This window comes from Marinobacter sp. G5_S1_61_S3 (assembly GCF_054968585.1).
This window is the reverse complement of the sequence record NZ_JBQKUK010000015.1, coordinates 98,567-124,705: the sequence shown is the minus strand read 5'-3', so window position 1 is coordinate 124,705 and position 26,139 is coordinate 98,567. Positions and strand designations below refer to the sequence as shown.

Sequence of the window (26,139 nt, the reverse complement as noted above, 5' to 3'; positions counted from 1 at the left end):
GCAGGCATTGGTTAGGCGTGGCGATTACCCCTGATGGCATCCAGTGTGGCTGATCAAACTCTGAAACATCTGTTACTTCGAATCGTCTCGGGCGCCGCCAGTCTGATCTGGTGGTTGTTGCTGGCGGTCGTCGTCCTGCTTGCACTTTATGCCGGAATAGGGCGCCAGGTTACTCAGAACATCAACGAATATCGCTCTTCGATTGAACAACGGTTGTCGTCTGGGCTGGGCCAGCCGGTCAGTATTGGTTCGCTCTCCTCTAGCTGGAACTGGCTGGATCCAACCATTGTCGCCCGCGATATCGTGGTCGTCTCCGAAAACGACCGTAGTGACGTTGCCGGGTCACTGAAGAGCGTCCGCATTGGCCTCGATTTTCTCGCCTCGCTCATGCGCCTGCGTATTGTGTTCGCTGATTTTGACGCCGATGGGCTGGAACTGACGATCAACCAGACTCCGAGGGGGGCGGTGACCGTCGAAGGTGTCGATATTCCCGATCCCGTGGCAAGCGACCTGGAACTCTGGCTGGATATTGCCGGCGAATGGCTGTCCGACCCTTCCGTCAAGATTACACGCCTGGACCTTGGTATTCGCGACGCCAATGGCACCCTGCGGCATGTAGAGGTGCCCCAGTTGGACCTGATCTACCGGCGCGGGCTGTTTCATGCATCAGGCCGTGCCATGCGGCCGGGAACGACCGAACAACTGGCCAGCTTCGAGCTGGTTGGTCGGCACTTCTTCCGTGGTGACTTCACGGGGCAGGTTTATGCAGATATTAACTCCGGCCGGTTGTTTGATGGACTCGCAGAGGAGTACGCCTGGCGGAACATTCGGGCGGAAGGTTTTGATCTCGGAGGTCAGGTCTGGATGACGTTTCGGGATGGGCACATCGAGCAAGTCAGTGGCAACCTGGAAACGCCGTATCTGCAACTCGGTGTCGGTCTCCAATCCCTGGCCCCACTAGAGAACATCAGGGCGAAATTTGGTTGGCGCAGGCACGACACGTTGGGCGAGCGTGAGCCAGAAGCGGCGGCTAAGCCCTGGTACGCCACCGGTGAGTTTCACGTAAAGGAACTTGAGTGGGAGTGGAACGGCAATACGGTTTCTCCGTTCAGCCTCCGGTTCAGTCATCGCGACGGGGGCCGAAGATTGATCGCTGATGCGCTTCCACTCCAACCCCTTAGACGGTTGGTCGCAGGCATGAACCTGTTGCCAGGCAGGGTTGAAAGGGCCCTTGAGAATTATCGCCCCACCGGCCGCCTGGACCGGGTGATGCTTAACCTGCCCACGGATGATGGCGGTGGCTTTGAGCTGACGGCAGCGTTGAACAATATTGGCGTCAGGGCCCATGACGGTGCGCCGGGTGTGTCTGGTCTTGATGGTAGCCTGGTTATTGACCGGGAAGGCGGTTTCGTCAGAGTGAATAGCGAGGGGCTGTCACTCGGTTTTCCGGAGCTGTTCCGGGGGTTCTGGAGCCTCCGCGACGTCCGCGCAGGTGTGGCCTGGCGTTTTGAGGGAGGGGTAACCCGCGTATACGCGGATGATATCCGTATGGTTTATGGCGCCAACACCCGGCTGACAGGTGCCTTTGACCTGCGAATGGATCAGGGCGGGGAGGACAATTTGGGGCTGAGGGTCGGTGTGCGGGATGGTACGGCCGATATGCTTGCCGACTTCGTGCCAATGAAGGTTGTCGACCCTGACCTCTACCAATGGCTGACGACGTCGATCACCAAGGCCGATATCTCCAGCGGTGAGTTTTACGGTCATGGCCAGATTGATCGTGACGCCCCGGAAAATTCTTTCTCGTCCTCAATGGTTTACCGATTCGAAGAAGCCAGTATCCGCTACGACGAGCGATGGCCCGAGGTGGCGGATGCCAGTGGTGAAGTCTTTATTCAGGATGGTCGCACCCGGGTCGACATCCGCGCAGGACGAACGGGAGGGCTGGAACTGGAGCCCGGCGAGGTGAGGGTTGTCCCGGAGGGTGAGGATATTCAGGTGTACGTCGATGCGTCAGCCCCGGTTCCCGGGTCAGCGTTGGCTTTCTGGATGGACAACAGCCCCCTGGGTGAGCTGGCGGGAGAAGCAGGGCGGAGCATCGTCCTGGATGGCGATTTTCACCTGGATCTCGGGCTTGGTTTGCCATTGATATCCGATGCGCCGCCCACCATCAACGCCAGCGTCAGAGCCGATTCCGGTACCCTGACTTATCCCGAAGCCGATCTACAGTGGACCCAGGTCAATGGGGAGCTGGGGTTTAACAGCGATGAGGGATTTTCCGAGAACCCCCTGCAGGCTCGGTTTATGGGAGCTCCGGTCACGGTTCTGATGCGGCGGAGTGAGAACGGTCAATCGCTCAATATCCGTCAATATGGTCGCCTTGACGTTCGCCAGCTCCTGGATCGAACTGAGTTGCCGGAGGGCATGGACATGGGGCTCAGTGGCGACATTGGCTACCAGGCAACGTTGGACGTCTCAACGGACACCGCTTCTGCCGTTACGCTGTATTCGGATCTGGCCGGGCTCTCGGTTGACTGGCCTGAACCGCTGGCAAAAGACATTGATGATGAAGCGCCCCTGAGGGTAACAGTCACGCCCCGACAAGAGTCCGGCGTTGATATGTCAGTCGACTGGCAAGATCGCGCCAACCTGGATATGACCTGGGAGTCGGGAATGGTAGACGTTGCCCTGAACGAACTGTTTCTGGGCGACCGCCAACTGACTGATATTACGGTGTCTGCGCGGCAAAGTGACAGTGAGTGGTTGATCACTACCGACTCGGAATGGGCGTCAGGCCATGTGCTCTGGCCCCAGGACGATCGACCGGTCAGCGTCGACTTTGAGCGCCTGATGCTCTCCAGGGGCAATAGTGAGTCGGGCGATGAACAGGAGCCCGAACAGCAGGCACAGACATTCCGTGACCTGGGCCTCGGCAACTGGCCGGACGTGGATGTCCGTATTGCCGCTCTCAACATGGATGGGGAAAACGCCGGTAGCTGGTCGTTCCAACTGAGGCCCGAAGCCACACAACTGCTAGTACAGGACATTGTTGGCACTCTCAAATCCTTGACCCTGACCGGGGAGCTGTCCTGGAGCATTGCAGCCGGGCGGGAAATCACCCGTTTTACCGGTGATATCAACGGTAAGTCGCTGGCAGACCTGGACACCTTGGTTGGCGCTGAGATTCCCTTCCGCAGCAAGAACACGGCCGTCAAGCTTGATATTGACTGGCCCGGCCGCCCGGATCAGTTTGACGTTTCGGGCCTTAGTGGCTCGGTCAGTGTGCGTTTTGATGACGGTGTCATCCTTGAGGGCAACAATACGGCTCAGCTGTTCCGGGTGTTCAACCTGCTCAATGCTGACACGCTCTGGCGACGCCTGAAGCTCGATTTCTCCGATCTGTACGAAGCGGGTGTCGCCTTCGATGCCATCTCCGGCAAGGCCAGCATGATTAACGGCCTGCTGACGTTGGATCCAGAGCTGCAGGTGGTAGGGCCTTCCGGCGCGTTCAAGCTGACGGGCACCTCCAACATGATTGAGGAAACCCTCGATATGAGAATGGTGGTGGTGTTGCCTCTGACCCAGAACCTGCCACTGGCCGCTTTGTTAATGGGGGCAGGTGCTCCGATTGGCGGCGCGTTGTTTGTTCTCGACAAAGTGTTGGGTGATCCATTGAGCAAACTCACCAGTGCGACCTATAGTGTAAGTGGAAGCTGGGACGAACCAGACGTTCGACTGAGGCGGGTATTCGATACCGGCAATTGATGGTTTTGGCAGGAGGGCCGTAATGTCAACGCAAAGAGACAATCCCGTCAAATGGCAGGCAAGTCGGGTAGCGGCGATACAGATGGTGAGTACCCATGACATCGCCGCCAACCTCAACGAGGCAGCAAGACTGCTGAAGGAGGCGGCCGACGCAGGTGCCAGCATTGCAGTGCTGCCTGAAAACTTTGCGGTACTGGCCACAAAACAGATGATCGGCTGTGGCCGCCGGGAAGCGGAACCGGACAACGTGATTCGGCAATTCCTCGCACAGCAGGCGACCGAACTTGGCATCTGGGTGGTCGGTGGTTCGCTACCCATTGCGGCGAGGCCGGACTGGTCCACTGTGACCGATCGGGTTCGTGCCTGCTGCTATGTCTACGATGACCGGGGCCGTGAGGTTGCCCGCTACGACAAGATTCATCTTTTTGACGCCACCGTTGAAGATGCCCAGGGGCAGTATCGTGAGTCGGATACCTTCGAGCCGGGTGAAGACGTGGTTGTGATTGATACACCGGCAGGCCGACTCGGCATGGCCATCTGTTACGACCTGCGCTTTCCCGAGCTGTTCCGACAGCTCAGGGAGCAGGACGCAGAATGGGTGTCCCTGCCCAGTGCCTTTACCTGGTATACCGGTGACGCCCACTGGCATGCGCTGATACGTGCCCGTGCGATTGAGAATCAGTTCTGGCTTGTGGCAGCGGCCCAGGGTGGGCAGAACAGTGAGCGCCGGCGCACCTATGGGCACAGCGCGATCGTCGATCCCTGGGGCCGAATACTATCCGAGATCGATGAAGGGCCGGGTGTCGTCGTTGGAGAGCTTGATCGCGAAACACTCAAGGACATCCGCACACGGATGCCCGTCTGGGAGCACCGGAGACTTTAGTTTCCGGCGGCTTCCGCGTCGTCGATGCACTCTCTGAGGTAGCGAAACAGCTTTCGTGGCTGGCCGGTATTCTTTTCTTTCTGCACGTCCCGGCGAGCGTTGCGCGCGAGGTTGCGCAGATGCTGTATATCCGCCGTTGTGCAGTAGTTCAGGAATTCGCCGACGGCCGAGTCGCCTTCCTCAATCATCCGGTCTCGCCAACGTTCAGCAAGGTGATGTCGGCGGGTGTGCTCTTCGCTTCCGGCATCGAAAGCATCAATGGCTCGAGTCAGCCCTTCCGGGTCGTCTTCCTGGCGGATAATCTTGCCGATGTACTGCAGGTGGCGGCGACGGGCTTCGTTCTGGCGAATGCGACGGGATTCCTCGATGGCCGCCCGCAGGGTGTCGCTGATCGGCAGGGTATTGAGCTGATCGTTACTCAGATCCAGCATACGCCTGCCAAGATCCTGCAACTGGTGCATTTCGCGCTTGAGTTGGGATTTGCTCGGGCCGAGGTATTCCGGGGCGTCGTCTTGGGAGTCGTTCATTTTCAGTCCGTGTTGTCGGATACAGGTTATCCGTAGAATATCGTCGCCAGACCAAGGAAGGCCATAAAGCCGACCACATCCGTGACCGTTGTCAGTATAACGCTACCGGCCAGTGCCGGATCAATGTTGCGGGACTTCAGGAACAGAGGTAGCACGGTGCCCACGAGTGCCGCAGCGATCAGGTTGATAATCAGCGCGGCGGCGATAATGGCGCCAATCATGATGTCGCTGAACCAGAGGGTTGCCGCTGACGCAACCACCACTGCCCAGAGCAATCCGTTCAGGGCACCCGCAATAAATTCGCGGTTTAGCAGCCAGCCCACGTTGGCGCCACTGATTTGTCCCACGGCCATGCCACGGATGACCAGGGTCAGGGTCTGACTGCCGGCAATGCCGCCCATGGATGCCACGATGGGCATCAATACCGCCAGCGCCACAACCTTTTCGATGGTCGCCTCAAACAGCCCGATCACGGCCGAAGCGGTAAAGGCCGTAAGCAGGTTGATGCCCAGCCACACGGCCCTGCGCCGGGTGGTCTTCAGAATCGGTGCGAAGGTGTCTTCGTCTTCATCAAGACCGGCCATGCTCATCAGGGAGTGGTCTGCGTCTTCGCGAATAACGTCAACCACGTCATCGATGGTGATTCGGCCCAGGAGTCGGCCTTCCTCACTGACCACGGGTGCTGAGATCAGGTCGTACCGTTCGAACAGGGTTGCCACCTTGGTGTCGGACAGCGTAACCGGTATCGGTTCGATGTCCGTGTCCATCACCTCCCGCACGGTTGCCGCCGGGTTGGATACGAGCATTTTGGTGATAGGCAACATGCCGATGAACTCGTCGCGTCGGCTGACCACGATAAGACTATCCGTCATCGGCGGCAGGTTGCGATGACGGCGCAGGTAGCGCAAAACCACGTCGATACTGATGTCCGGGCGCACCGTAATGGTGTCCGTGTTCATCAGGCCGCCGGCGGTATCTTCCGGGTAGGAGAGGACTTCTTCGACACGTTGGCGATCCTGCTCGTCCATGGTGTCCAGGACTTCCTGGATGACCGTGTCGGGCAACTGCTGCAGTAAGTCGGCCAGATCGTCCGACTCGAAATCCTCGATGATGTCAGCCAGTTCCTGAGCGTTCAGCTGGCTCAGGAAGTAACCTCGGATATCGTCATTCAGATACTGGAGGACTTCGCCTTCAAGCTGCTTGTCGACCAGGTTCCAGAGCAGGGCACGCTGGCGGGGTGGTGATGACTCCAGCAGGTGGGCGATGTCACTGGGGCTCAGGCCGCCATTCAGGATGCGGGCAACCTGTTTCAGGGCGCCACTGTCCAGCGCTTCGCTCAGGGAGCGAAGGCGTTGGCGCGCTTGGCTTTTCTCCAGAATATCGGTCATGGATCACCCACGGTCAGAAAACCCTCGTATTATAGCGGAGTTAGGCAACATAGGTGAGGAAGAGTTGTAGGTGAATGCCGTAGACGGGCAAGGATGTCCAGTGTGGAGGTGGTTATTCGCCTTCCCCGAAGTAGTCGTTGATCAGCGTAACCAGCGCATCGACAGCTTCGGACTCATCCGGACCGTCTACAATCAGCTCTACCTCTGATCCCTGGCTGGCGGCGAGCATCATGACTGGCATGATGCTTTTGGCGTCCACCTGTCGCCCTTTGCGGCTGATCTGAATGCTGCTGTCGAATTCAGATGCCTTGCCCACCAGTTTGGCTGCGGCCCGGGCATGGAGCCCAAGTTTGTTGATGATGGTAATGGGGCGGCGGATCATAGGCGGTTCAGCTTTCCCTGCTTTGCAGGTGGGGCAGTTCGGTGTGGCGAACCTGCACATTGCTGTATTTGCCCGAGAAATAGCGGCCGAGCTGGTCGCAGATATAAACCGAGCGATGCTGGCCACCGGTGCAGCCGATGGATATGGTCATATAGCTGCGGTTGCTGTCTGCGAACGAGGGTAGCCAGTTTTCCAGGAATTGGGTCAGGTCTTCGACCATCTTACGGCTCAACGGCTCCTTTTCCAGGAAATCGATAACCGGCTGGTCGGTGCCCACAAACTGCCGAAGGCTGGTGTCCCAATAGGGATTGGGCAGGCAGCGCACATCGAACACATAGTCCGAATCCAACGGCACGCCGTGCTTGAATCCGAATGACTGGAATAGCAGTGCCAGTTCCTGGTGGCGCCTGCCCGCGACTCGTTGCTTTACCATATCCCGGAGCTCGTACATGGACAGCCCCGTGGTGTCGATGTAGAGGTCTGCCAGCTTGGAAAGCGGCTCCAGAAGCTTCTTTTCGTTACCGATGGCCTCCCTCAGGGAGGTCTTGTCATCACTCAGTGGATGCTTTCGGCGCGTGGCATGGAAGCGCTGCAGAAGAGACTGTTCATCGGCGTCGAGATAGATGATCTCGATGGTTACGCCAGTATCCTGAAGGCTGCGGTAGATATCCTCGAAGTTGCTCAATTCTCCGGAAAGGTTACGGGCATCGATGCTGACCGCCATCTTTCCCAGCCGGCTGGGAGAGTTCTGGTTGGTGGCTTCCTGTGTGAGGGGGAACAGGAGGCCAATGGGCAGGTTGTCAATGCAGTAAAAGCCCAGGTCTTCCAGAACATGTAACGCGGTACTTTTCCCGGAACCTGATCGGCCGCTGACGATGATCAGTTTCATAGCCCGTTCACCTTGGATGTGGAGTTGTTCAGCTTGTTTCGGCTGTCATCCGGCGATAGAGAGAGCCTGCATCAGTGCACTGACGCAGCTGGTCGCAGAATGCACGTTCGTTGAACTTCTCAGCAAGTTGGCTCAAAAGCTCAAGATGCTCGCTGGTGGCTTCCTTGGGGACAATCAAGGTGAAGACGAGGTCCACCGGCTGGTTGTCAATAGCATCGAACGCAACGCCTTCTTCCAGGGTCAGCAAAACGCCAACCACGTGATCCAGCCCTTCCAGTCTGCAGTGGGGGATCGCGATGCCCTGTCCGATACCCGTGCTCCCCAGTCGCTCCCGTGCGACCAGATTAGTGAATATCTGGGTGTCGCTGAGCAAAGCGTCGTGTTGCTGGATCTGCTCGGCAATGGTTTCCATAACCCGCTTTTTGCTGGAGGCAGGCACCCGGCAAAGGGTTAGCTCCGGCGCGAGAATGTTCTCGATAGTCAGGGATGTGTCGGTCATGAATCGACTGCATTTCCGTAAAAAAAGGCTGCGGCACGTGTTGCATGGTTAGCCAGTGCCGCAGCTCGATTAACTGTCATGCCGGGGGCGTCGTCCTAGCGGGCGCCGTTCCCGTGCATCCGGTCTACGTTCTTTTCCTTGTGCTTCAGGATCTGCCTGTCCAGCTTGTCTACCAGTGCATCAATGGCAGCGTACATATCGCTGTTTTCGGCCTTTGCGTGAATCTCACCACCTATCACGTGAAGCGTAGCTTCCGCCATCTGGCGCACTTTTTCCACCTCAAGGGTAACCTGGCAATTGCTGATATGGTCGAAGTGCCGCTCAAGCTTTTCAAATTTGCCTGATACGTAATCTTTCAGTGCGGGAGTCAGTTCTACGTGATGGCCTGAAATATTGAGTTGCATAGGCTTCTCCTGTTTTCAGCTTGCCGGCACCCGTTAGGATACCGGCTGTGTGCCACAGCGTTATGCTGCAGGCGGTATACTTTCAGGAAAGGGCTCTCCCCGTGAGGCCGGGAACAGACGCTTCCTACACCAATCGCTTTCGCTCGTTGGACGGAGGAATGTGCATTGCCTCGCGATACTTGGCCACGGTTCGTCTAGCCACCTTGATACCCTGGTCTCCTAGCATGGCTGCAATTTTGCTATCGCTCAATGGCTTTTTCGGAGTTTCCGTTGCAATCAGCTTCTTGATCATCGCGCGGATTGCCGTGGATGAGCACTCTCCACCCTCGTCGGTACTGACATGGCTCGAGAAAAAATACTTAAGTTCAAATATGCCCCGCGGCGTGTGCATGTATTTCTGGGTGGTGACCCTTGAAATGGTCGACTCGTGCATTTCCACCGCCTGGGCAATATCCGAGAGAATCAATGGTTTCATGGCTTCCTCGCCATGATCCAGGAATCCCTGCTGGTGCTCGACAATGCGCGTGGCCACCTTAAGCAGGGTTTCGTTGCGGCTCTGCAGGCTCTTGATGAACCACTTTGCCTCCTGCAACTGGTCCCGCAGGTAGGTGTTGTCAGCACTGCTGTCCGCACGCTTTATAAGAGAAGCATAGCTTGCATTCACACGAATGCGCGGTGCAATTTCAGGATTCAGTTCCACGCGCCAGCGTTCATTGTGCTTGCGCACGATCACATCCGGGATGACGTAGTCTGGCTCGGCCTGATCCAGGGTGTCGCCGGGACGGGGGTTTAACCCGGTAATAAGTGCCAGAACGTCCCGTAGCTGCTCTTCTTTCAGGCGGCTGCGGCGTAACAGCTGGGCGTAATCACGGTTACCCAGCAGGTTTATGTAGTGGGTAATCACCAGTCGCGCCTGAGCCAGCCAGGGTGTTTCCGGGGGCAGCTGATTCAGCTGGATCAGCAGGCATTCCTGCAGATTACGGGCGAACACGCCGGGTGGATCGAAGTGCTGCAGGCGATGAAGAACGGCTTCCACTTCGTCCAGTTCCAGCGGGTCTTCGTCGGATTCGTCCACCATGCCTGAATGAATTTCTTCAAGCGGAGAGGTCAGGTAGCCATGGTTATCAACCGCATCCATCAGGGCATGGGCGATGGCCTGATCCCGCTCGCTCATGGGCGTCAGGTTCAGTTGCCATTCCAGGTGGTCCTGGAGCGTTTCGGTGGGGGAGTTACGGGTTTCGAAGTCGTGGTCGTTTTCGTCGTCGTTACGGGCTGCTGACGCGGGGGCTGACTGGTAAATGTCATCCCAGGCGGTGTCGACGGGAAGATCGTCGGGAATGGTGTCGGGACTGTCCGTTTCTGATGACCAGTCAGGTCCGTTTTCGGATTCGTCCCACTCAGTAGCGGTGTCTGAAGCGGTGTTGGATTCCTCGGTTGACGCCGTTTCAGACGACTCGTTGTCACTGTCCGTTGATTCCGGATTCTGGTTGTCGTCGTCTTCGGAGGTTTCCAGCATTGGGTTGGATTCCAATGCCTGCTGGATTTCCTGCTGGAGGTCCAGGGTGGAGAGCTGCAGAAGCCTGATAGCCTGTTGCAGCTGGGGCGTCATGGTCAGGCTTTGGCCCAGCTTTAACTGTAGTGAGGCTTTCATAACCATGGTTCAGGATCCGTCACTCGGTCTCTCTCTTCCGTCACTCAGGCTCTCTCTTTACGTCATCAGGGCGCTTTCTGGAGCCGGGGTTGCACAAAAACTCTTTGTATGCTGGCTACTTGCCGCACCAAGCAAGTTCTTTGCCGAGTGTACTACAGGCGAAACTCGTTGCCCAGATACACTTCCTTGACCTGCTGGTTGGCCAGTATATCGTCCGAATTACCAGAGGCAATGATGTGGCCGCCGCTGACAATGTAGGCATTCTCGCAGATGTCGAGGGTTTCCCGCACGTTGTGGTCGGTGATCAGTACGCCGATGCCCTTGTCCCGCAAGTGTCGGATGATTTGCTTGATGTCGCTCACGGAGATCGGGTCGACTCCGGCGAAGGGTTCGTCCAGCAGGATGAACGCCGGCTCCATCGCCAGCGCCCGGGCAATTTCCACCCGTCGTCGCTCGCCGCCTGACAGGGCCATGCCGACGCTATCGCGGATGTGGGTAATGTGAAACTCTTCAAGCAGTTCCTCTAACTTGGCCTCCCGGTCAGCGCGTTTGAGTTCGCGGCGGGTTTCCAGGATCGCCAGTATGTTGTCGCGTACGGTAAGCTTGCGGAACACGGATGCTTCCTGGGGCAGGTACCCGATTCCCTTGCGGGCACGACCATGCATGGGCAGCGGCGTTATGTCCTGATTGTCGATGGTGATTCGACCGTTGTCGGCGGGAACCAGGCCAACAATCATGTAGAAACACGTCGTTTTGCCCGCGCCATTGGGGCCGAGTAAGCCGACGATCTCGCCACTGCGAATTTCCAGGGAAACGTCGATGACGACCTTCTTCTGTTTGTAGCTTTTTGCGAGGTTACTGGCCCTGAGAACTGCCATCGATATCCTGTCCGTTAGGGTTGTTATCTGGATTGCTACCGGCGTTGCCGCGCGGCTGGATGACCATTTCGACGCGACCGCTGCCATCGCCCTGGTCAGCAGAGCCTTCTGCGGTCACCACGCGTTCGGCGCTGTCATAATGAATGACGTCGCCCCGGAACAGGTTGCCGCCCTGTTCGATCACAGCTTCGCGCTGAAAGGTAACCCGGTTGTCGGAGGCGGACCAGGTGATCGTTAGCGCACGGGCGTCGGTTTCGCCCTGGCCTTCCATGGCAGGCTGGCGGTAGCGTGCCGGGGTACCGGTGGCTTCAATGCGGCTGACGCCATTCTCATCCCGGTGGAGTACAACTTTGTCCGCCATAAGGTTGGCATCGCCCTGGCTCATTTCAACCGAGCCGGTATAGGTTGCAATGCCCTGGCCTTCGTCGAGCCGCGCGTTGTCGGCATTGACCCTGATGGGTTGGTCAGACTCAAGATCAAAGGCCGCGGCGAACGGCATGCCCACGGTCATTGTCAGCGCCAGGACAATCGCTGAGACTGCCGGGCGCGATGCCACCGGTTGGTGCCTATTGCGGTGAGGGTTGGGCATGAATTTACTTGCCGGTCTCATAGCGTCCTTCCACGTCAGAGTCGAGTTCGAGGATTCGGTCATCAATCCATGCCTTCATGCCGGTTGCGCGGGTCAGGCTGAACGAGTCGGTCAGTTCCACCGGGGCGTCTGTGTAAACAGTACGCTCTGTGTTATCCAGTGTCAGCGTTGACGTGGTTAATGTCAGGGGGCGCCCACCTTGGGCTTGCTGGGACACCCGAACATCCCCCGTCAAGTGGACCAGGTCGTCAGCTTCCATGAATTGGCCTTTGTTGGCCTGGACTTGCCAGGGTGCGTTGCCGGGGTCGCCGTAGAGCGTCGCATTCGGCGATTCCATAATGGTTTCGTTGCGGGCCTCGAATTGCTCGATACGTGGGCTTTCGAAGTGTGCGGTAAGCCGCCCGGTCTCGTCGAAAGACAGATAGCGACCATTGACCACGAAACCGTCTGGTTCCGATTCGCCTCTCAGCGCGGCGGCATCCACCGGCTCTGATGACTCGTCACTTTGCCAGAGCAGGAAAAACAGTGCCACTATCGTGACAGCCAGCCCTAGGGTTCGTACCCAGGGCCGGGTAAAGAGGGCTTCAGCGGCCATTCAGTCCTGCTCCAGGTAGGGTTGCAGGCTTGCGTTGAGCTGCCCGCAGGCGCAGAGCAGCAGTTCGCAGGCTTCACGGACCGCGCCGCTACCCCCTGCGGCCGACGTGCAAAAATCCGCGTGCTGGCGCACCAGCCAGTAGCCGTTGGGTACTGTTATGCCCAGTCCGGCGTAACGGATTGCGGGCAGGTCCGGCAGGTCATCACCCATGTAGGCAATCTGGTGTGGCGCGATCTCCAGCCTTGCCGCCAGTTCCCGCAGGGCGATTTTCTTGTCCTCTCGGCCTTGCATCAGGTGTGGGATGCCGAGGTCATTCATGCGTTTCTCTGTCAGCGGCGAGCGCCGTCCGGTAATGACGGCAACGTTGATGCCAGCAGCCATAACCTGTTTGATGCCCAGGCCGTCGAGAATGTTGAACCCTTTCATTTCATCGCCTGAAGCGCTGAACAGCAGCGTGCCGTCGGTCATGATGCCGTCCACATCCAGGGCCAGCAGGCGAATGGCAGCGGCTTTTTCAATCAGCTCCGCTGGCCATTGAGGGCGCAGAGTGTCGGCCATCAGATCACTCCCGCCCGCAACAGGTCGTGCATGTTGATAGCGCCGGTCAGTTTGCCGTCACGATTGATGACGGGCAGGGCGTTGATCTTCAGCTCTTCCATCATGTTCAGTGCCTCGGCGGCCAGTTGGTCATCGTGGATCACACGACCGTTGCGGGTCATGGCCTCGGCAATCGGCGTGTTGTGAATGTCCACGGAGCGGTCCAGGGTGCGGCGCAGGTCGCCGTCTGTAAATACACCGACCAGGTCGCCCTCGGCATTAATGACCGTCGTCATACCCAGCCCCTTGCGGGAAATCTCCAGCAATGCGCCGCTGAGGGTGGTGTCTTCCTGCACTCGGGGGATCTGGTCCCCAGTGTGCATAATATCGCTGACACGCAGCAGCAACCTGCGGCCCAGACTGCCACCGGGGTGTGAGAGCGCAAAGTCTTCGGTGCTGAACCCCCGGGCTTCAAGCAGTGCCACGGCCAGGGCATCGCCCATCACCAAAGTGGCCGTGGTGCTGGAGGTGGGGGCCAGGCCAAGAGGACAGGCCTCCTGGGCGACACTGATATCCAGGTTGGCAACGGCCTCCCGAGCCAGGGTGGAGTTCTCGTTGCCTGTCATGCTGATCAGCGGGGCTCCCATGCGCTTTATTAACGGCAAAATGGTCAGCACTTCGCTGGTGTTGCCGCTGTTGGAAATGCCCAGGACCACGTCCTGACTGGTGATCATGCCCAGGTCACCGTGGCTGGCCTCGCCCGGGTGTACGAAGAACGAGGGCGTTCCGGTGCTGGCGAGGGTGGCAGCGATCTTGTTGCCGATATGGCCGGATTTGCCCATGCCGGTCACGACAACACGCCCCTTGCACGCCATGATTACTTCGCAGGCGCGGACGAAACGGTCATCAATCCGGTCGGTCAGAGCGTGAATGGCCTCACGCTCGATCTCGATGGCTCGGAGGGCGGATTCTTTGAAGGTCTGGCTGGTTTCGGTGTTCATCTGGCTTCCGGGTTCGAAATGTTGATGCTTTCGTCGTGACAAAAGTATATCACTTCAAGGGCTTTGGCTGCCCTTCATGACAAGACGTTCAGCAAAACTGATCATTGACATCAGTTCATTTTGTGAAGGATGGATTGAGGTTCACGGCAGGTTGACATAATGTAGCGCACTCATTAAAGGCTGGGAATGCGGGTTCACCGACACTCAGGCGGTTTTGGAAGCAGGTATGGACACATCCCCCTACATTGAATTGAGAGACGTGGTTTTCAGTCGCGGGAATCGTCGTATCTTTGATGGCGTCAGCCTGGACATTCCCCGCGGCAAGATTACCGCCATCATGGGGCCGAGTGGCACTGGCAAGACTACCTTGTTGCGGCTGATCGGCGGCCAGCTGAAACCAGATTCGGGCAGCATATTCGTAGCGGGGGAGAACGTTCCTCAGCTCAAGCGCAAGGCGCTTTACCGTCTGCGGGAAAAGATGGGGATGCTGTTCCAGAGTGGAGCGCTGTTCACGGATCTCAGTGTCTTTGAAAACGTGGCGTTCCCGCTCAGGGTTCATACCACCTTGCCGGAGGACATGATCCGCGACATCGTTCTAATGAAGCTCGAAGCTGTGGGGCTTCGCGGAGCCCGGGATCTGATGCCGGCAGAGCTGTCAGGTGGTATGACCCGGCGCGTGGCCCTGGCCCGCAGCATCGCGCTGGACCCTGAGCTGATCATGTACGACGAGCCCTTTACCGGCCAGGATCCGATTGCCATGGGTGTGCTGGTGAAGCTGATCCGGGATCTCAACAGCTCCATGGGCCTGACCAGTGTGCTGGTATCCCATGATGTGCCGGAGTCCCTGAGTATCTGCCACTACGCCTGTATCGTTGCGGACGGTCGTATTATCGGCGACGGCACGCCCGAGGAATTGAGGGCGCACCCATCGGAGCAGGTTCAGCAGTTCCTGCGTGGTCATCCGGATGGTCCGGTGCCGTTCCACTATCCGGCTGCCGATGCGGCTCAGGACTGGAGTGTTGCCGGGAGGGGGGATTGATGGACCGGCTGGCGGCTTTTGGCCGATTGGGGATGAACGTGATTGCATCGCTGGGCCGCTCCGGGCGTTTCCTTGTCGGTGCCCTGGCAGGTGTTCCGCGGCCCTCGGTTGGTTTTCCGCTGTTGCTGAAGCAACTTTACTCGGTCGGAGTTCTGTCCCTGGCCATCATTGTGGTGTCCGGCCTGTTTATCGGGATGGTTCTGGGGTTGCAGGGATACACCATTCTCAGTGACTACGGGTCTGAGGCCGCGATCGGTCAGATGATTGCCCTGACTCTGGTGCGGGAATTGGGCCCCGTAGTGACTGCGCTGTTGTTTGCCGGCCGTGCGGGTTCCGCACTAACGGCGGAAATCGGGTTGATGAAAGCCACCGAGCAGCTTTCCAGCATGGAAATGATGGGTGTTGATCCGCTGCGTCGGGTGATTGCCCCGCGGTTGTGGGCGGGCTTTATCTCAGTGCCCGTGCTGGCTGCGGTGTTCTCGGTGGTTGGTATCTGGGGCGGCATGCTCGTGGGTGTGGAGTGGCTGGGCGTGTTTGAAGGCTCTTTCTGGGGCAACATGCAGTCTTCCGTAAGCTTCACCGCCGATGTTCTGAACGGTGTCGTCAAGAGCCTCGTGTTCGGGTTCGTCTGTACCTGGATTGCGGTCTATCAGGGTTACGACTGTGTGCCCACCTCAGCTGGTATCAGTGCCGCAACCACGAAAACCGTGGTGTATTCGTCGCTGGCCGTACTCGGGCTGGATTTTGTGCTTACCGCCGTCATGTTTGGTGACTTCTGACCGCGGTATACTGAAACGTCAGGAAACAGGGGGCCGGAATGGCACAGAGAACAACAGAAGTGATTGTGGGGCTGTTCATGATCGCAGGCATCGCCGCCATAATGTTCCTGGCGTTGCAGGTCAGCGGGCTGACACCGAAGGCCCCGGAAAGTTCGTACACGCTCTACGCCAATTTTAACGACGCTGGCGGGCTGACGCCCCGGGCAAAAGTGTCCATGGCTGGTGTCACGGTCGGCAAGATCCGGGAGATAACCCTGAATCGGGAAACCTACCAGGCCCGCGTGACCATTGATGTTAATGCCAGTGTGGATAATATTCCGGCGGACAGCTCAGCAGTAATACGTACATCCGGGCTGCTTGGTGAACAGTACATTGATATATCGGTGGGCGGTGATATGGAGTCCCTGGGGGACGGGGATACCTTCTATTCCACACAATCCGCCATGAATCTTGAGCGGCTCATATCCAACTTTGCCTCCGGGCAGTCACAATGAAAGAAAGTGGTTCACGGGAGAAAACCATGGTTCTGATCAGACATAGCCTGATGATTGTTGCGTTGCTGATGGTGGCGCTGGCAGCACCGGCCCACGCCGGACCAGAGGAGGACCTCCGCACGTATGTGGATAAAAATACCCAGCGCCTGGTCGACAAGCTCCATCAGGAAAAGGGCCTGTACGAGCAGAATCCACAGGCGTTTTATCGGAGCATGGATCAGGAGCTGAAGAACTTCGTCGACTTTCGCCGAATTGCCGCCCGGGTCATGGGTCGCTATGCAAGGCAGGCATCACCGGAGCAGCGCGACGAGTTTGTTGAGAAGTTCAAGCGCAGTCTTTTCGACAGTTACGCTCAGGCTCTGGTGAGTGCTGACGATTTTACCATCGAGGTAAAGGAAGCCACGATCAACCCGAATGACGACGGTCGGGCGTCTGTGCGTATGGAGGTGATCAGTGCCTCTGGCAACCGCTACCCTGTGACTTATTCCATGTACGAAACGGATGAAGGTCGCTGGATGATGGAAAACGTGATCGTCGAAGGTGTGAACATCGGGCTGGCTTTCCGTGATCGTTTCAGCCAGGAGATGGAGAAGAGCGGCGGCAAGGTCCAGGCTGTTATCAACGACTGGGGCGATGCAGTGGAATCGCTGAATCTCGAAGGTGAAGTCGACAAATCATGAATGCGAGCCGGCCCGTGGTGACTCTTGATGGCGACACGCTATTGGTGAGCGGCGCGGTTGATCCGCTCACCGTGATTTCTGTCAGGCAGGAAGGCGAGAAGTGGATACGGGCGAGCAAGGCGGATTTACAGGTGGACCTGTCCGCCATGGGCACCGCGCACAGCGTGGTGCTGTCTCTGCTGCTGTGTTGGCACCGCCTTGCAGTTGCCCGCAGTCAGGCTCTGCGATTTACCGGCGTAAGTGAACGGCTGAACTCTTTGGCGGCCCTGAGCGGCCTTGATCGCCATTTGCCGGGTTTTTCCGCCCAGTCCTCTTCTGAAAACCTGCACCATAGCTGACCCGAATGCCATAATTGGTTACAATCTCGCCCCTGATTTAAAAACGCCCGAGGATTATTTATGGAAGCCACCGAAGTTGCCGAGTTGGTTAAAGAGGCGCTGCCCGGCTGTGAGGTCGAAGTGCAGGTCGATGGCAATCACTATCTTGTTGTTGTAGTGGGCGATGTATTCGAGGGTTTGCCAACCATCAAACGGCAGCAACTGATCAACAAGGCGCTGTTCCAGCACATTCTGGACGGTACCATTCATGCCCTGCACCCCAAGGCCTTTACACCGGCTGAATGGGCCGCGCGCCAGGGCTGACACGCCCGCAAACTACAGGACACCATTGTGGACAAACTTCTGATCAGAGGCCGCAAGCCTCTCGATGGCGAAATCCGGATTTCCGGCGCCAAGAACGCCGCCCTACCGATTCTGGCTGCCACCCTGTTGGCGGATGAGCCGGTGACCGTGGGCAACCTGCCGCACCTGAACGACATCACCACGATGATCGAGCTGCTGGGCCGCATGGGTGTGGAACTGATGATCGACGAAAAAATGAGCGTCGAAGTTCACGCCAACACCATCAAGCAGTTCCATGCGCCCTACGAGCTGGTGAAAACCATGCGGGCCTCGATCCTGGTGTTAGGGCCGTTGGTAGCGCACTTTGGTGAAGCGGAAGTGTCCCTGCCGGGTGGCTGTGCCATCGGTAGCCGGCCGGTGAACCTGCACATTCATGGCCTGGAACAGATGGGCGCCGACATCAAGGTCGAAAACGGTTATATCAAGGCAAAGACCAATGGCCGCCTGAAAGGCGCGCACATCTTCCTGGACACGGTGACCGTCACCGGTACGGAAAACCTGATGATGGCTGCCGCGTTGGCCGATGGTAAAACCATCCTGGAAAACGCTGCCCGGGAACCGGAAGTGGTGGATCTCGCTGAATGCCTGATCGCCATGGGTGCTGACATCAAGGGTCATGGCTCCGCAACGATTGAGATCAACGGTGTCGAGCGTTTGCATGGCTGTCACTACGATGTGCTGCCGGATCGCGTCGAAACCGGCACCTACCTGGTTGCAGCAGCAGCTACCCGTGGCCGGGTCAAGCTCAAGGATACCCGCGAGGATCTGCTGGAAGCGGTCCTGCTGAAGCTGGAAGAGGCCGGTGCCCACATTGATACGGGCAAGGACTGGATTTCGCTGGATATGAAAGGCAATCAGCCAAAAGCGGTTAGCCTACGCACAGCGCCATACCCTGCGTTTCCGACCGATATGCAAGCGCAGTTTGCGGCGATGAACGCGGTATCCGAAGGCACTGGCACCATCGTGGAAACGGTTTTCGAGAACCGGTTCATGCACCTGCAGGAACTGATCCGCATGGGTGCGGACATTACTCTTGAGGGCAACGCGGCGATCATCAAGGGCGTGGATCACCTCACCGGTGCCCCGGTGATGGCAACGGACCTGCGGGCGTCCGCGAGCCTGGTCATTGCCGGGCTGGTGGCGGATGGAGACACCATCGTTGATCGCATCTACCACATCGACCGTGGCTACGAGTGTATCGAAGAAAAATTGCAGCTGTTGGGTGCCAGTATCCGCCGCCTGCCAGCCTGAACACATTGAACCGGAAAGACGCATGACCGATTCCATCACCATCGCGCTGTCGAAGGGGCGAATCCTCGACGAGACCCTGCCGCTGTTAAGAGAAGCGGGTATCGAGCTGGTCGACGATGTTAAGAAGTCCCGGAAACTGGTGTTTCCCACCACGGACCCGAACGTACGGGTTTTGATCCTTCGGGCCACCGACGTGCCCACCTATGTGCAATACGGTGGAGCGGATCTGGGGGTAACCGGTAAGGATGTGCTGATGGAGCACGGCGGTGAGGGGCTGTATGAGCCGCTGGACCTGAATATTTCCCGGTGTCGGTTGATGACGGCCGGGAAGAAAGACTGCAAAGCGCCAGAGGGCCGTTTGCGTGTGGCGACCAAGTTCGTAAACTTGGCTCGGCGCTATTACGCGGCCCAGGGGCGGCAGGCCGATATCATCAAGCTCTATGGTGCGATGGAGCTTGCTCCGATTCTCGGGCTCGCCGACGAGATTGTCGATATCGTTGATACCGGCAATACCTTGAAAGCGAATGGTCTTGAGGCTCGCGAGCTGATTGAAAACATCAGTTCTCGCCTTGTGGTTAACCGTGCCTCGATGAAGATGAAACACCGGGGCATTAATCCCATAATTGAGAAAATGTCGATCGCCGTTGAAAAAAGGCGAGCTTCAGAGTAAGAAGCACTCAGGGACGGCTTTCCAAAACACGCTCCTTCGGCACGTCCATGTGACGCTTGGACTTCGCCATCCATGGCTCCGTACAGTTTTGGAAAGCCGTCCCTGATCACTTCCCATGCCAAGGCGTTGCCTTAAACACAAAGAGTAAACAATCCGAAACAGGATTTAGTGATGACCGATATCAGCATCAGACGATTGAACGCTTCCGACAGTGACTTTGACAGTGCGCTGGCCAAGCTATTGGCGTGGGAAGACAGTGTGGATCATCAGGTGAATGAGTCGGTTCGTCATATCCTGCATGAGGTGAAAACCCGTGGGGATGCTGCGGTTCTGGAGTTTACCGAGAAGTTTGATCGCTTGAAGGTTGGCACTGTTGCTGAGCTGGAAATGGGGCAGGAGCGGTTGCTGCAGGCGCTGGAGGCTATTCCCCAGGGGCAGCGTGTTGCCCTTGAGAAGGCCGCCGAGCGGGTGCGTGACTATCACGAGCGCCAGAATCAGACGTCCTGGCAGTATAAAGACGATGACGGCACTGTACTCGGTCAGAAGGTCACGCCGCTGGATCGGGCAGGGCTGTATGTGCCCGGTGGCAAGGCTGCCTATCCCTCCTCCGTGCTAATGAACGCCATCCCGGCTAAGGTCGCGGGCGTGGGCGAGGTGATCATGGTGGTTCCTACGCCGGATGGTGTGGTGAACGATATGGTTCTCGCCGCTGCGGCGATTGCCGGTGTGGATCGTGTGTTCTGTGTGGGCGGTGCCCAGGCGGTGGGTGCCTTGGCCTACGGCACACAGACCATTCCTGCCGTCGATAAGATTGTTGGGCCGGGCAATATTTTTGTCGCTACCGCCAAGCGAGAGGTGTTCGGAACCGTTGGTATCGACATGATTGCCGGTCCTTCGGAGATTCTGGTGATTTGTGACGGCGAGACTGACCCAGACTGGATTGCCATGGATTTGTTCTCTCAGGCCGAGCACGATGAGCAGGCTCAGTCCATTCTTATCAGTCCCGATGCCGATTTCCTGGATGCCGTGGAAGCCAGCATCAACAAGCTGCTGCCGACCATGGAGCGGGCCGACATCATCGCTACCTCGATGACGGATCGAGCTGCACTGATTCACGTGGCCGACTTGTCGGAAGCGGCTCGCGTTTCCAATCGTATTGCGCCGGAGCACCTGGAGCTTTCGGTGGAAGATCCGGAAAATCTGGTGGACGAGATTCGCCATGCCGGTGCCATCTTTATGGGGCGCTATACGGCGGAGGCGCTGGGCGATTATTGCGCCGGGCCGAACCATGTGTTGCCGACGTCCGGGACGGCGCGTTTCTCCTCTCCTCTGGGGGTTTATGACTTCCAGAAACGGTCGTCCCTGATTGGTTTTTCTGCAGCCGGTGCCGACAAGATGGGGCGAGTTGCCTCTGTTCTGGCGCGTGGAGAAGGGTTAACGGCTCACGCCCGTTCTGCAGAGTATCGGGTTCGGGAGGGCCAGTCAGATGAGTAAGTTCTGGAGTTCACGGGTCAAAGAGTTGGTCCCCTATGTACCGGGGGAGCAGCCGAAAATGGCCAACCTCGTGAAACTGAATACCAACGAAAACCCTTTCGGCCCGTCTCCGAAGGTGATCGAGGCGATCAACACGGAACTGAATGACAGCCTTCGGCTTTATCCGGACCCCGAAAGTGAAGCTCTGAAAAGCACCATCGCGAATTACTATGGCGTGCAGGGCGAGCAGGTTTTCCTCGGTAACGGTTCCGACGAAGTGCTGGCACACATCTTTTATGGTCTGTTCCAGCACGGTGAGCCCGTGTTGTACCCCGATATCACCTACAGTTTTTATCCGGTGTATTGCGGCCTCTACAACATCGAAGGCAAGACCGTACCGCTGACCGACAGCTTTGAGATTGATCCCAAGGACTATAAGCAGCCGAACGGCGGCATCATCTTCCCCAATCCCAATGCGCCCACTGGGCGTTACCTGGCGCTGGATAAGGTTGAGGCTATCGTCGCCGCCAATCCCGACCGGGTCGTGGTTGTGGATGAAGCCTATGTGGATTTCGGCGGCGAGAGTGCGATCAAGCTGGTGGGGAAATATCCCAATCTGCTGGTCTGCCAAACGCTGTCCAAGGCCCGTTCCCTGGCCGGGTTGCGCGTCGGTTTCGCCATCGGCAGCCCGGAGGTCATCGAAGCCCTGAACCGCGTCAAGAACAGCTTTAACTCTTATCCTATTGACCGCCTGGCTCAGGTCGGCGCCATTGCAGCATTCGAGGATGAAGACTGGTTTCGAGCCACCTGCGAAGGCGTCATTGGCGAGCGAGGGTGGGTTACCTCGAAACTGGAAGCCTTGGGGTTCGATGTATTGCCCTCAAAGGCCAACTTTATTCTTGCGCGCCACCCGGATCATGCCGGTGAGGCGTTGGCGAAGGGGCTTCGGGAGAAGGGGGTTATCGTGCGTCACTTCAATAAGCCCCGCATCTCGGACTTCCTGCGCATCACCATCGGCACGGCGGACCAGAACAAGCGACTGGTCGAGTGCCTTAAACCGTTGGTGTAACACGAGACATTCAAGGCAAACCCACGGAGGCAGCATGGCTTCACGCAATGAGATACTCCGCACACTGAACGACTGGTTGGCCCCGCAAGACTTCAAGGACTATTGCCCTAATGGCCTGCAGGTCGAGGGCACTGAAGAGGTCCGTACCATAGTAAGTGGCGTCACGGCTTCCCGGGCGCTCGTGGACGCGGCGATCGAAGCCGATGCCGACATGATTCTGGTGCATCACGGGTATTTCTGGAAAGGTGAGGATCAGGCCATCCGTGGCATGAAACGGGACAGGATCAAGCGCCTGCTGGAGCACGATATCAATCTGGTTGCTTACCACCTGCCGTTGGACGATCACCCTGAGTATGGCAACAATCGGCAGTTGGCCGACGTGTTGGGTATTCTCAATCCCCGGCCACTGGGCGGACTTGTGTGGCAGGGCGAACTGAGCGCCCCGATGGCGCCCCGGGCGTTCGCGGAGTTGATCGGAGAGCGTCTGGCCCGTGCTCCGCTTTGGGTCGGGGACGGCTCCGCAGAGATTTCCCGGGTCGGCTGGTGTACCGGTGCAGCTCAGGGGTTCATTGGCAGCGCCTTGGAAGCCGGGCTGGATGCTTACATCAGTGGCGAGATTTCAGAACCCACTACCCATACTGCCCGGGAATGCGGTATTCATTACTACGCAGCTGGCCATCACGCCACTGAGCGGTATGGCGTTCAGGCCCTGGGGCGGGCCCTGGAGCAAGCATTTGGGGTAAGTCACCGGTTTATCGACTGCGATAACCCGGTGTAAGCGTCAGGCTTTCTGCTGCTTTTCGGCCAGGCCAAAGTCTTCGGCGAGGGTGCCTTTCTCCTGGGGGTCGCTCTTGGGGGCGTAGTCCCGGGGTGGCTCTGCATCATCCTTGCTGGCGGCGCCTTCCAGACGCGCCTTGGCGTTCTCTTTCTCGAGCTCCAACAGCCAGTCTTCGTCGTTGCACAGGCGGTTAGCGCCCCGCGCCATGTGCTGATTTACGTCCCGGTAGGTGTCGTTGAAGCGGCGCAGCAGATGCGCAGATTCCATAAAATGCTCGTTCACTTGCGCCTGATAGCGTGTGTACTCGTTTCTCAGCTCCTCGATCTGCTGTTCAGCCCGGCGCTGCCGCAGCGTAGAGCCCTGACCAGACCGGCCAACCAGTACTCCGATGACAATGCCGACAATCAATGCGGCGATGGCTGCCAGAATCAGGTTTGTCATAAGCTGTATGATCCTTTTAATGAATAGGAATTCCTTCCCGAAGTATACCGTCCCAAGGCCCGTTCACGCACGATTGCCTCGTGCGCCAATCGTCGTATTGCGTCGTATGTCTGGCTCGCCCCCGCTGTTGCAGCGGTTTCTCAGGGTGTTGAACGTGGCGAAAAAAGCCAAAATCGGCCACAATACGCCGCCGTTATGAATGACCATACTTCGGGAAACGCCTTAATGACACCCCAAAAGCGAATCCGTATGACCACTACCCATATGACCCCATGGGAACGATACCAGCAGGACCTTGAGCGGCCCGAGTTTCACAAAGACCCGGCCCAGGAAGATGCGGTCCGCCGTTTGCAGTCACTTTACGACAAACTGGTGGCGGCGGAAAGGGAGCGTGACAAACCGATGGTCAAACTTCGCCTCAAGTTCAAGAAGGGCAAAGAAGATCCGGTGAAGGGTTTGTATTTCTGGGGCGGCGTGGGTCGCGGTAAAACTTACCTCATGGATACGTTCTATGAAGCTCTGCCCTTTGATCGCAAGATGCGGGTGCACTTCCACCGGTTTATGCAGCGTGTTCACAAGGAACTGAAAAGCCTGAAAGGCGAGAAAAACCCGTTGGATATCGTGGCGAAAATGTTTGCGGACGAAACCCGGGTGATTTGCTTTGACGAATTTTTTGTCTCTGACATCGGTGACGCCATGATACTGGCAACGTTGATGGATGGTCTGTTCAGCCGTGGTGTGACCTTGGTTTGTACCTCCAATATCCTGCCTGACGGGCTTTACAAGGATGGCCTGCAGCGTGCCCGCTTCCTGCCCGCCATCGCGCTGGTCAAGAAACACACCGAGGTGGTGAATGTGGATGGCGGTGTGGATTATCGCCTGAGAACCCTGGAACAGGCTGAGCTGTACCACTTTCCCCTGGATGAGGATGCCGACAAGAGCCTTCAGAAAAGTTACGACGGGCTTGCGCTTGAGGCGGGCAGCCACAGCCTGGAGTTGGATATCAACGGCCGAAAGCTGACTGCCCTCAGCCACGCCGATGACGTGGTCTGGTTTGATTTCAAGACTCTGTGCGATGGCCCGCGCAGCCAGAACGACTACATCGAGCTGGCGCGGGAGTTCCATGCAGTGATTATCAGCAATGTCCCGGTGCTGGGAAAAGACAAGGACGATCAGGCTCGGCGATTCATAAACATGATTGACGAATTTTACGATCGCAACGTCAAGGTGATCATTTCCGCAGAAGCTTCGATTACGGACCTGTATGCCGGCGGGCGGCTAGGGTTTGAGTTTGAGCGCACGGAGTCCCGGTTGCTGGAAATGCAATCCAGGGAATACCTCGAGGCACCTCACAAGGCCTGATAGGCGTCGGACTAAACGAAGTCCAATCTGATAACGAACTACCCAAACTATAGAGAGATCAAGCAATGAGCACAGACAACGTCGTCATCGTCAGCGGTGTGCGCACCCCCATGGGCGGATTCCAGGGCAGTCTAGCCGCGGTTTCCGCGCCGGAGCTGGGCGCTATCAGTATTGCCGAAGCTATCCGCCGTGCCGGCTTGCAGCCGGCAGACGTGCAGGAAGTGATCATGGGCAATGTCCTGCCGGCAGGGCTCAAGCAAGGGCCGGCTCGCCAGGCAATGCGCCAGGCAGGGCTACCGGACAGCACTGGTGCCACTACGATCAATAAGCTTTGCGGTTCGGGCATGAAAGCCGCCATGTTTGCCCACGATGTGATCAAGGCCGGCACCAACGATATTATGGTTGCCGGTGGTATGGAGAGCATGTCCAATGCACCGTACATTCTTCAGGGTGTTCGCAGTGGTTACCGCATGGGGCCTGGCCAGGCGCCTCAGGACCATATGTTCCTGGACGGCCTTGAAGACGCGGAAACCGGTCGGCTGATGGGGGCTTTCGCTCAGGAAATGGCCGACAAGAAAGGCTACACCCGGGAAGAGATGGACGAATACGCGATTACCTCCCTGACCCGGGCCAAGAGAGCCATTGAAGAAGGGCTGCTGAAAGATGAAATCATCCCGGTTACCGTCAAAACCCGCAAAGGCGAGGTAGTGGTTGAGGACGACGAGCAACCCCACAACGCCAACATCGAAAAGATCCCGAGCCTGCGCCCGGCCTTTGCCAAAGACGGCACGGTCACCGCGGCCAATGCCTCGTCAATATCGGATGGAGCCTCTGCACTGGTGTTGATGCGTGAATCCGAAGCCGAAAAGCGCGGCCTTAAACCCTTGGCACGGATTGTTGCCCATAGCACCCAGTCCCAGCATCCGTCGGAATTTACCTGTGCTCCGGTGGGTGCCATCGAAACCCTTTTCGCCAAAACCGGCTGGACAAAAGACGACGTGGACCTGTTTGAGATCAACGAAGCCTTCGCCATGGTGGCGATGATGCCCATCCGCGAACTCGGCCTGGACCCGGAGAAGGTTAATATCCACGGCGGCGCCTGCGCCCAGGGCCATCCGGTGGGCTCCACCGGCTCCCGCCTGCTGGTGACGCTAATGCACTCCCTCAAGCACTACGGCAAGAAGAAGGGCGTTGCAGCACTGTGTATTGGTGGTGGCGAAGCAACGGCGATGGCTATTGAATTGCTGTGATTTGTGCCGGCTGGTTGCATCCAAATTTGTTGACTATAGTGAGTCAGTGCGAGGGAAGTCTGCCGCAGAGAGGGGCGTAATCGTAAAATCATACTTTTGACTGATCAAAGCGTTCGATGGCGTTAGCTATAGTGCCAACATCACGAGCACTGTGCATGAAGCCTCCAAACATCGTGAACACCAAT

At 57.7% G+C, this 26,139-nt stretch carries 28 protein-coding genes; 15 read left to right on the top strand and 13 right to left on the bottom strand.

Annotated features, from left to right (window positions below; all coding sequences use genetic code 11):
• Window positions 1-45: 45 nt before the first annotated feature.
• Window positions 46-3,765 carry a YhdP family protein gene (locus tag ACTRWH_RS15700; protein ID WP_462826586.1) on the top strand — a complete coding sequence of 1,240 codons (3,720 nt, stop codon included), beginning with the start codon at window positions 46-48 and terminating at the stop codon, window positions 3,763-3,765.
• Window positions 3,766-3,787: 22 nt separating this feature from the next.
• On the top strand, window positions 3,788-4,648 hold the full coding sequence (locus tag ACTRWH_RS15695; protein WP_051947036.1) for a carbon-nitrogen hydrolase family protein: 861 nt from the start codon (window positions 3,788-3,790) through the stop codon (window positions 4,646-4,648).
• Here ACTRWH_RS15695 and yjgA read toward each other — a convergent pair.
• The 12 genes from yjgA to ACTRWH_RS15635 form a co-directional block, all read right to left on the bottom strand.
• Complete coding sequence (gene yjgA, locus ACTRWH_RS15690; RefSeq protein WP_036209854.1) at window positions 4,645-5,175, bottom strand: ribosome biogenesis factor YjgA; 531 nt, start codon at window positions 5,173-5,175, stop codon at window positions 4,645-4,647. The genes ACTRWH_RS15695 and yjgA overlap by 4 nt on opposite strands.
• Window positions 5,176-5,201: 26 nt before the next feature.
• Window positions 5,202-6,563, bottom strand: a complete 1,362-nt coding sequence (gene mgtE, locus ACTRWH_RS15685; RefSeq protein WP_007155323.1) for a magnesium transporter — start codon at window positions 6,561-6,563, stop codon at window positions 5,202-5,204.
• Window positions 6,564-6,675: 112 nt separating this feature from the next.
• The gene (locus ACTRWH_RS15680; RefSeq protein ID WP_036209856.1) at window positions 6,676-6,945 is read right to left on the bottom strand and encodes an HPr family phosphocarrier protein; all 270 of its coding nucleotides are present in this window, start codon (window positions 6,943-6,945) and stop codon (window positions 6,676-6,678) included.
• A 7-nt stretch (window positions 6,946-6,952) separates the two neighbouring features.
• On the bottom strand, window positions 6,953-7,834 hold the full coding sequence (gene rapZ / locus ACTRWH_RS15675; RefSeq protein ID WP_036209858.1) for an RNase adapter RapZ: 882 nt from the start codon (window positions 7,832-7,834) through the stop codon (window positions 6,953-6,955).
• 28 nt (window positions 7,835-7,862) lie between these two features.
• Window positions 7,863-8,333: a PTS IIA-like nitrogen regulatory protein PtsN gene (gene ptsN / locus ACTRWH_RS15670; RefSeq protein WP_036209861.1), complete on the bottom strand. Its 471-nt coding sequence runs from the start codon at window positions 8,331-8,333 to the stop codon at window positions 7,863-7,865.
• Between the two features lie 95 nt (window positions 8,334-8,428).
• Window positions 8,429-8,737, bottom strand: coding sequence for a ribosome hibernation promoting factor (hpf, locus tag ACTRWH_RS15665; RefSeq protein ID WP_007155319.1), 309 nt, complete (start codon window positions 8,735-8,737; stop codon window positions 8,429-8,431).
• Between the two features lie 124 nt (window positions 8,738-8,861).
• Window positions 8,862-10,388, bottom strand: a complete 1,527-nt coding sequence (locus ACTRWH_RS15660) for an RNA polymerase factor sigma-54 (RefSeq protein WP_075196569.1) — start codon at window positions 10,386-10,388, stop codon at window positions 8,862-8,864.
• A gap of 152 nt (window positions 10,389-10,540) precedes the next feature.
• Complete coding sequence (gene lptB / locus ACTRWH_RS15655; protein ID WP_075196507.1) at window positions 10,541-11,266, bottom strand: LPS export ABC transporter ATP-binding protein; 726 nt, start codon at window positions 11,264-11,266, stop codon at window positions 10,541-10,543.
• Window positions 11,244-11,777 carry a lipopolysaccharide transport periplasmic protein LptA gene (lptA, locus tag ACTRWH_RS15650; protein WP_075196506.1) on the bottom strand — a complete coding sequence of 178 codons (534 nt, stop codon included), beginning with the start codon at window positions 11,775-11,777 and terminating at the stop codon, window positions 11,244-11,246. The genes lptB and lptA overlap by 23 nt, the downstream gene beginning before the upstream one ends.
• Before the next feature lie 82 nt (window positions 11,778-11,859).
• Window positions 11,860-12,450: an LPS export ABC transporter periplasmic protein LptC gene (lptC, locus tag ACTRWH_RS15645; RefSeq protein ID WP_075196505.1), complete on the bottom strand. Its 591-nt coding sequence runs from the start codon at window positions 12,448-12,450 to the stop codon at window positions 11,860-11,862.
• Window positions 12,451-13,008 carry a KdsC family phosphatase gene (locus tag ACTRWH_RS15640; protein WP_036209871.1) on the bottom strand — a complete coding sequence of 186 codons (558 nt, stop codon included), beginning with the start codon at window positions 13,006-13,008 and terminating at the stop codon, window positions 12,451-12,453.
• Window positions 13,008-13,988: a KpsF/GutQ family sugar-phosphate isomerase gene (locus ACTRWH_RS15635; RefSeq protein WP_036209873.1), complete on the bottom strand. Its 981-nt coding sequence runs from the start codon at window positions 13,986-13,988 to the stop codon at window positions 13,008-13,010. The genes ACTRWH_RS15640 and ACTRWH_RS15635 overlap by 1 nt, the downstream gene beginning before the upstream one ends.
• Before the next feature lie 226 nt (window positions 13,989-14,214).
• Here ACTRWH_RS15635 and ACTRWH_RS15630 point away from each other — a divergent pair, with 226 nt between their 5' ends.
• The 11 genes from ACTRWH_RS15630 to ACTRWH_RS15580 all read left to right on the top strand — a co-directional run bounded on the left by ACTRWH_RS15630 (window position 14,215) and on the right by ACTRWH_RS15580 (window position 22,901).
• Entirely contained in the window at window positions 14,215-15,027 is an 813-nt protein-coding gene (locus ACTRWH_RS15630; RefSeq protein WP_036209875.1) for an ATP-binding cassette domain-containing protein, read from the top strand.
• Complete coding sequence (mlaE, locus tag ACTRWH_RS15625; protein WP_178380808.1) at window positions 15,027-15,806, top strand: lipid asymmetry maintenance ABC transporter permease subunit MlaE; 780 nt, start codon at window positions 15,027-15,029, stop codon at window positions 15,804-15,806. Before ACTRWH_RS15630 ends, mlaE begins: the two co-directional genes overlap by 1 nt.
• A gap of 38 nt (window positions 15,807-15,844) precedes the next feature.
• Window positions 15,845-16,300, top strand: a complete 456-nt coding sequence (gene mlaD / locus ACTRWH_RS15620) for an outer membrane lipid asymmetry maintenance protein MlaD (RefSeq protein WP_007155310.1) — start codon at window positions 15,845-15,847, stop codon at window positions 16,298-16,300.
• 26 nt (window positions 16,301-16,326) lie between these two features.
• Window positions 16,327-16,980: an MlaC/ttg2D family ABC transporter substrate-binding protein gene (locus ACTRWH_RS15615; protein WP_036210348.1), complete on the top strand. Its 654-nt coding sequence runs from the start codon at window positions 16,327-16,329 to the stop codon at window positions 16,978-16,980.
• Window positions 16,977-17,318, top strand: coding sequence for an STAS domain-containing protein (locus tag ACTRWH_RS15610; RefSeq protein ID WP_036209883.1), 342 nt, complete (start codon window positions 16,977-16,979; stop codon window positions 17,316-17,318). Before ACTRWH_RS15615 ends, ACTRWH_RS15610 begins: the two co-directional genes overlap by 4 nt.
• Before the next feature lie 60 nt (window positions 17,319-17,378).
• A complete protein-coding gene (locus ACTRWH_RS15605; RefSeq protein WP_036209886.1) occupies window positions 17,379-17,621 on the top strand; it encodes a BolA family protein in 243 nt (80 codons plus the stop codon).
• Window positions 17,622-17,648: 27 nt separating this feature from the next.
• Complete coding sequence (gene murA, locus ACTRWH_RS15600) at window positions 17,649-18,911, top strand: UDP-N-acetylglucosamine 1-carboxyvinyltransferase (protein ID WP_036209888.1); 1,263 nt, start codon at window positions 17,649-17,651, stop codon at window positions 18,909-18,911.
• Window positions 18,912-18,933: 22 nt separating this feature from the next.
• Window positions 18,934-19,581, top strand: coding sequence for an ATP phosphoribosyltransferase (gene hisG, locus ACTRWH_RS15595; RefSeq protein WP_091641007.1), 648 nt, complete (start codon window positions 18,934-18,936; stop codon window positions 19,579-19,581).
• 171 nt (window positions 19,582-19,752) lie between these two features.
• Complete coding sequence (gene hisD, locus ACTRWH_RS15590; RefSeq protein ID WP_213479559.1) at window positions 19,753-21,075, top strand: histidinol dehydrogenase; 1,323 nt, start codon at window positions 19,753-19,755, stop codon at window positions 21,073-21,075.
• Entirely contained in the window at window positions 21,068-22,123 is a 1,056-nt protein-coding gene (gene hisC / locus ACTRWH_RS15585; protein ID WP_075196501.1) for a histidinol-phosphate transaminase, read from the top strand. The genes hisD and hisC overlap by 8 nt, the downstream gene beginning before the upstream one ends.
• Before the next feature lie 34 nt (window positions 22,124-22,157).
• A complete protein-coding gene (locus tag ACTRWH_RS15580) occupies window positions 22,158-22,901 on the top strand; it encodes a Nif3-like dinuclear metal center hexameric protein (protein ID WP_036209901.1) in 744 nt (247 codons plus the stop codon).
• A 3-nt stretch (window positions 22,902-22,904) separates the two neighbouring features.
• Here ACTRWH_RS15580 and ACTRWH_RS15575 read toward each other — a convergent pair whose 3' ends face one another.
• A complete protein-coding gene (locus ACTRWH_RS15575; protein WP_007155665.1) occupies window positions 22,905-23,342 on the bottom strand; it encodes a Z-ring associated ZapG family protein in 438 nt (145 codons plus the stop codon).
• A 264-nt stretch (window positions 23,343-23,606) separates the two neighbouring features.
• On the opposite strand from ACTRWH_RS15575, the gene zapE reads away from it, so the two are divergent.
• A complete protein-coding gene (gene zapE / locus ACTRWH_RS15570; RefSeq protein WP_164732151.1) occupies window positions 23,607-24,704 on the top strand; it encodes a cell division protein ZapE in 1,098 nt (365 codons plus the stop codon).
• Between the two features lie 65 nt (window positions 24,705-24,769).
• Complete coding sequence (locus ACTRWH_RS15565; RefSeq protein WP_136633035.1) at window positions 24,770-25,954, top strand: thiolase family protein; 1,185 nt, start codon at window positions 24,770-24,772, stop codon at window positions 25,952-25,954.
• Window positions 25,955-26,139 lie beyond the last annotated feature (185 nt).

Excerpts from the sequence above, each read along its gene's own strand:
- ACTRWH_RS15695 (WP_051947036.1), top strand. The coding sequence starts at position 3,788 with ATGTCAACGCAAAGAGACAATCCCGTCAAATGGCAGGCAAGTCGGGTA.
- yjgA (WP_036209854.1), bottom strand. The coding sequence starts at position 5,175 with ATGAACGACTCCCAAGACGACGCCCCGGAATACCTCGGCCCGAGCAAA.
- mgtE (WP_007155323.1), bottom strand. The coding sequence starts at position 6,563 with ATGACCGATATTCTGGAGAAAAGCCAAGCGCGCCAACGCCTTCGCTCC.
- ACTRWH_RS15680 (WP_036209856.1), bottom strand. The coding sequence starts at position 6,945 with ATGATCCGCCGCCCCATTACCATCATCAACAAACTTGGGCTCCATGCC.
- rapZ (WP_036209858.1), bottom strand. The coding sequence starts at position 7,834 with ATGAAACTGATCATCGTCAGCGGCCGATCAGGTTCCGGGAAAAGTACC.
- ptsN (WP_036209861.1), bottom strand. The coding sequence starts at position 8,333 with ATGACCGACACATCCCTGACTATCGAGAACATTCTCGCGCCGGAGCTA.
- hpf (WP_007155319.1), bottom strand. The coding sequence starts at position 8,737 with ATGCAACTCAATATTTCAGGCCATCACGTAGAACTGACTCCCGCACTG.
- ACTRWH_RS15660 (WP_075196569.1), bottom strand. The coding sequence starts at position 10,388 with ATGAAAGCCTCACTACAGTTAAAGCTGGGCCAAAGCCTGACCATGACG.
- lptB (WP_075196507.1), bottom strand. The coding sequence starts at position 11,266 with ATGGCAGTTCTCAGGGCCAGTAACCTCGCAAAAAGCTACAAACAGAAG.
- lptA (WP_075196506.1), bottom strand. The coding sequence starts at position 11,777 with ATGACCGTGGGCATGCCGTTCGCCGCGGCCTTTGATCTTGAGTCTGAC.
- lptC (WP_075196505.1), bottom strand. The coding sequence starts at position 12,450 with ATGGCCGCTGAAGCCCTCTTTACCCGGCCCTGGGTACGAACCCTAGGG.
- ACTRWH_RS15640 (WP_036209871.1), bottom strand. The coding sequence starts at position 13,008 with ATGGCCGACACTCTGCGCCCTCAATGGCCAGCGGAGCTGATTGAAAAA.
- ACTRWH_RS15635 (WP_036209873.1), bottom strand. The coding sequence starts at position 13,988 with ATGAACACCGAAACCAGCCAGACCTTCAAAGAATCCGCCCTCCGAGCC.
- ACTRWH_RS15630 (WP_036209875.1), top strand. The coding sequence starts at position 14,215 with ATGGACACATCCCCCTACATTGAATTGAGAGACGTGGTTTTCAGTCGC.
- mlaE (WP_178380808.1), top strand. The coding sequence starts at position 15,027 with ATGGACCGGCTGGCGGCTTTTGGCCGATTGGGGATGAACGTGATTGCA.
- mlaD (WP_007155310.1), top strand. The coding sequence starts at position 15,845 with ATGGCACAGAGAACAACAGAAGTGATTGTGGGGCTGTTCATGATCGCA.
- ACTRWH_RS15615 (WP_036210348.1), top strand. The coding sequence starts at position 16,327 with ATGGTTCTGATCAGACATAGCCTGATGATTGTTGCGTTGCTGATGGTG.
- ACTRWH_RS15610 (WP_036209883.1), top strand. The coding sequence starts at position 16,977 with ATGAATGCGAGCCGGCCCGTGGTGACTCTTGATGGCGACACGCTATTG.
- ACTRWH_RS15605 (WP_036209886.1), top strand. The coding sequence starts at position 17,379 with ATGGAAGCCACCGAAGTTGCCGAGTTGGTTAAAGAGGCGCTGCCCGGC.
- hisG (WP_091641007.1), top strand. The coding sequence starts at position 18,934 with ATGACCGATTCCATCACCATCGCGCTGTCGAAGGGGCGAATCCTCGAC.
- hisD (WP_213479559.1), top strand. The coding sequence starts at position 19,753 with ATGACCGATATCAGCATCAGACGATTGAACGCTTCCGACAGTGACTTT.
- hisC (WP_075196501.1), top strand. The coding sequence starts at position 21,068 with ATGAGTAAGTTCTGGAGTTCACGGGTCAAAGAGTTGGTCCCCTATGTA.
- ACTRWH_RS15580 (WP_036209901.1), top strand. The coding sequence starts at position 22,158 with ATGGCTTCACGCAATGAGATACTCCGCACACTGAACGACTGGTTGGCC.
- ACTRWH_RS15575 (WP_007155665.1), bottom strand. The coding sequence starts at position 23,342 with ATGACAAACCTGATTCTGGCAGCCATCGCCGCATTGATTGTCGGCATT.
- zapE (WP_164732151.1), top strand. The coding sequence starts at position 23,607 with ATGACCCCATGGGAACGATACCAGCAGGACCTTGAGCGGCCCGAGTTT.
- ACTRWH_RS15565 (WP_136633035.1), top strand. The coding sequence starts at position 24,770 with ATGAGCACAGACAACGTCGTCATCGTCAGCGGTGTGCGCACCCCCATG.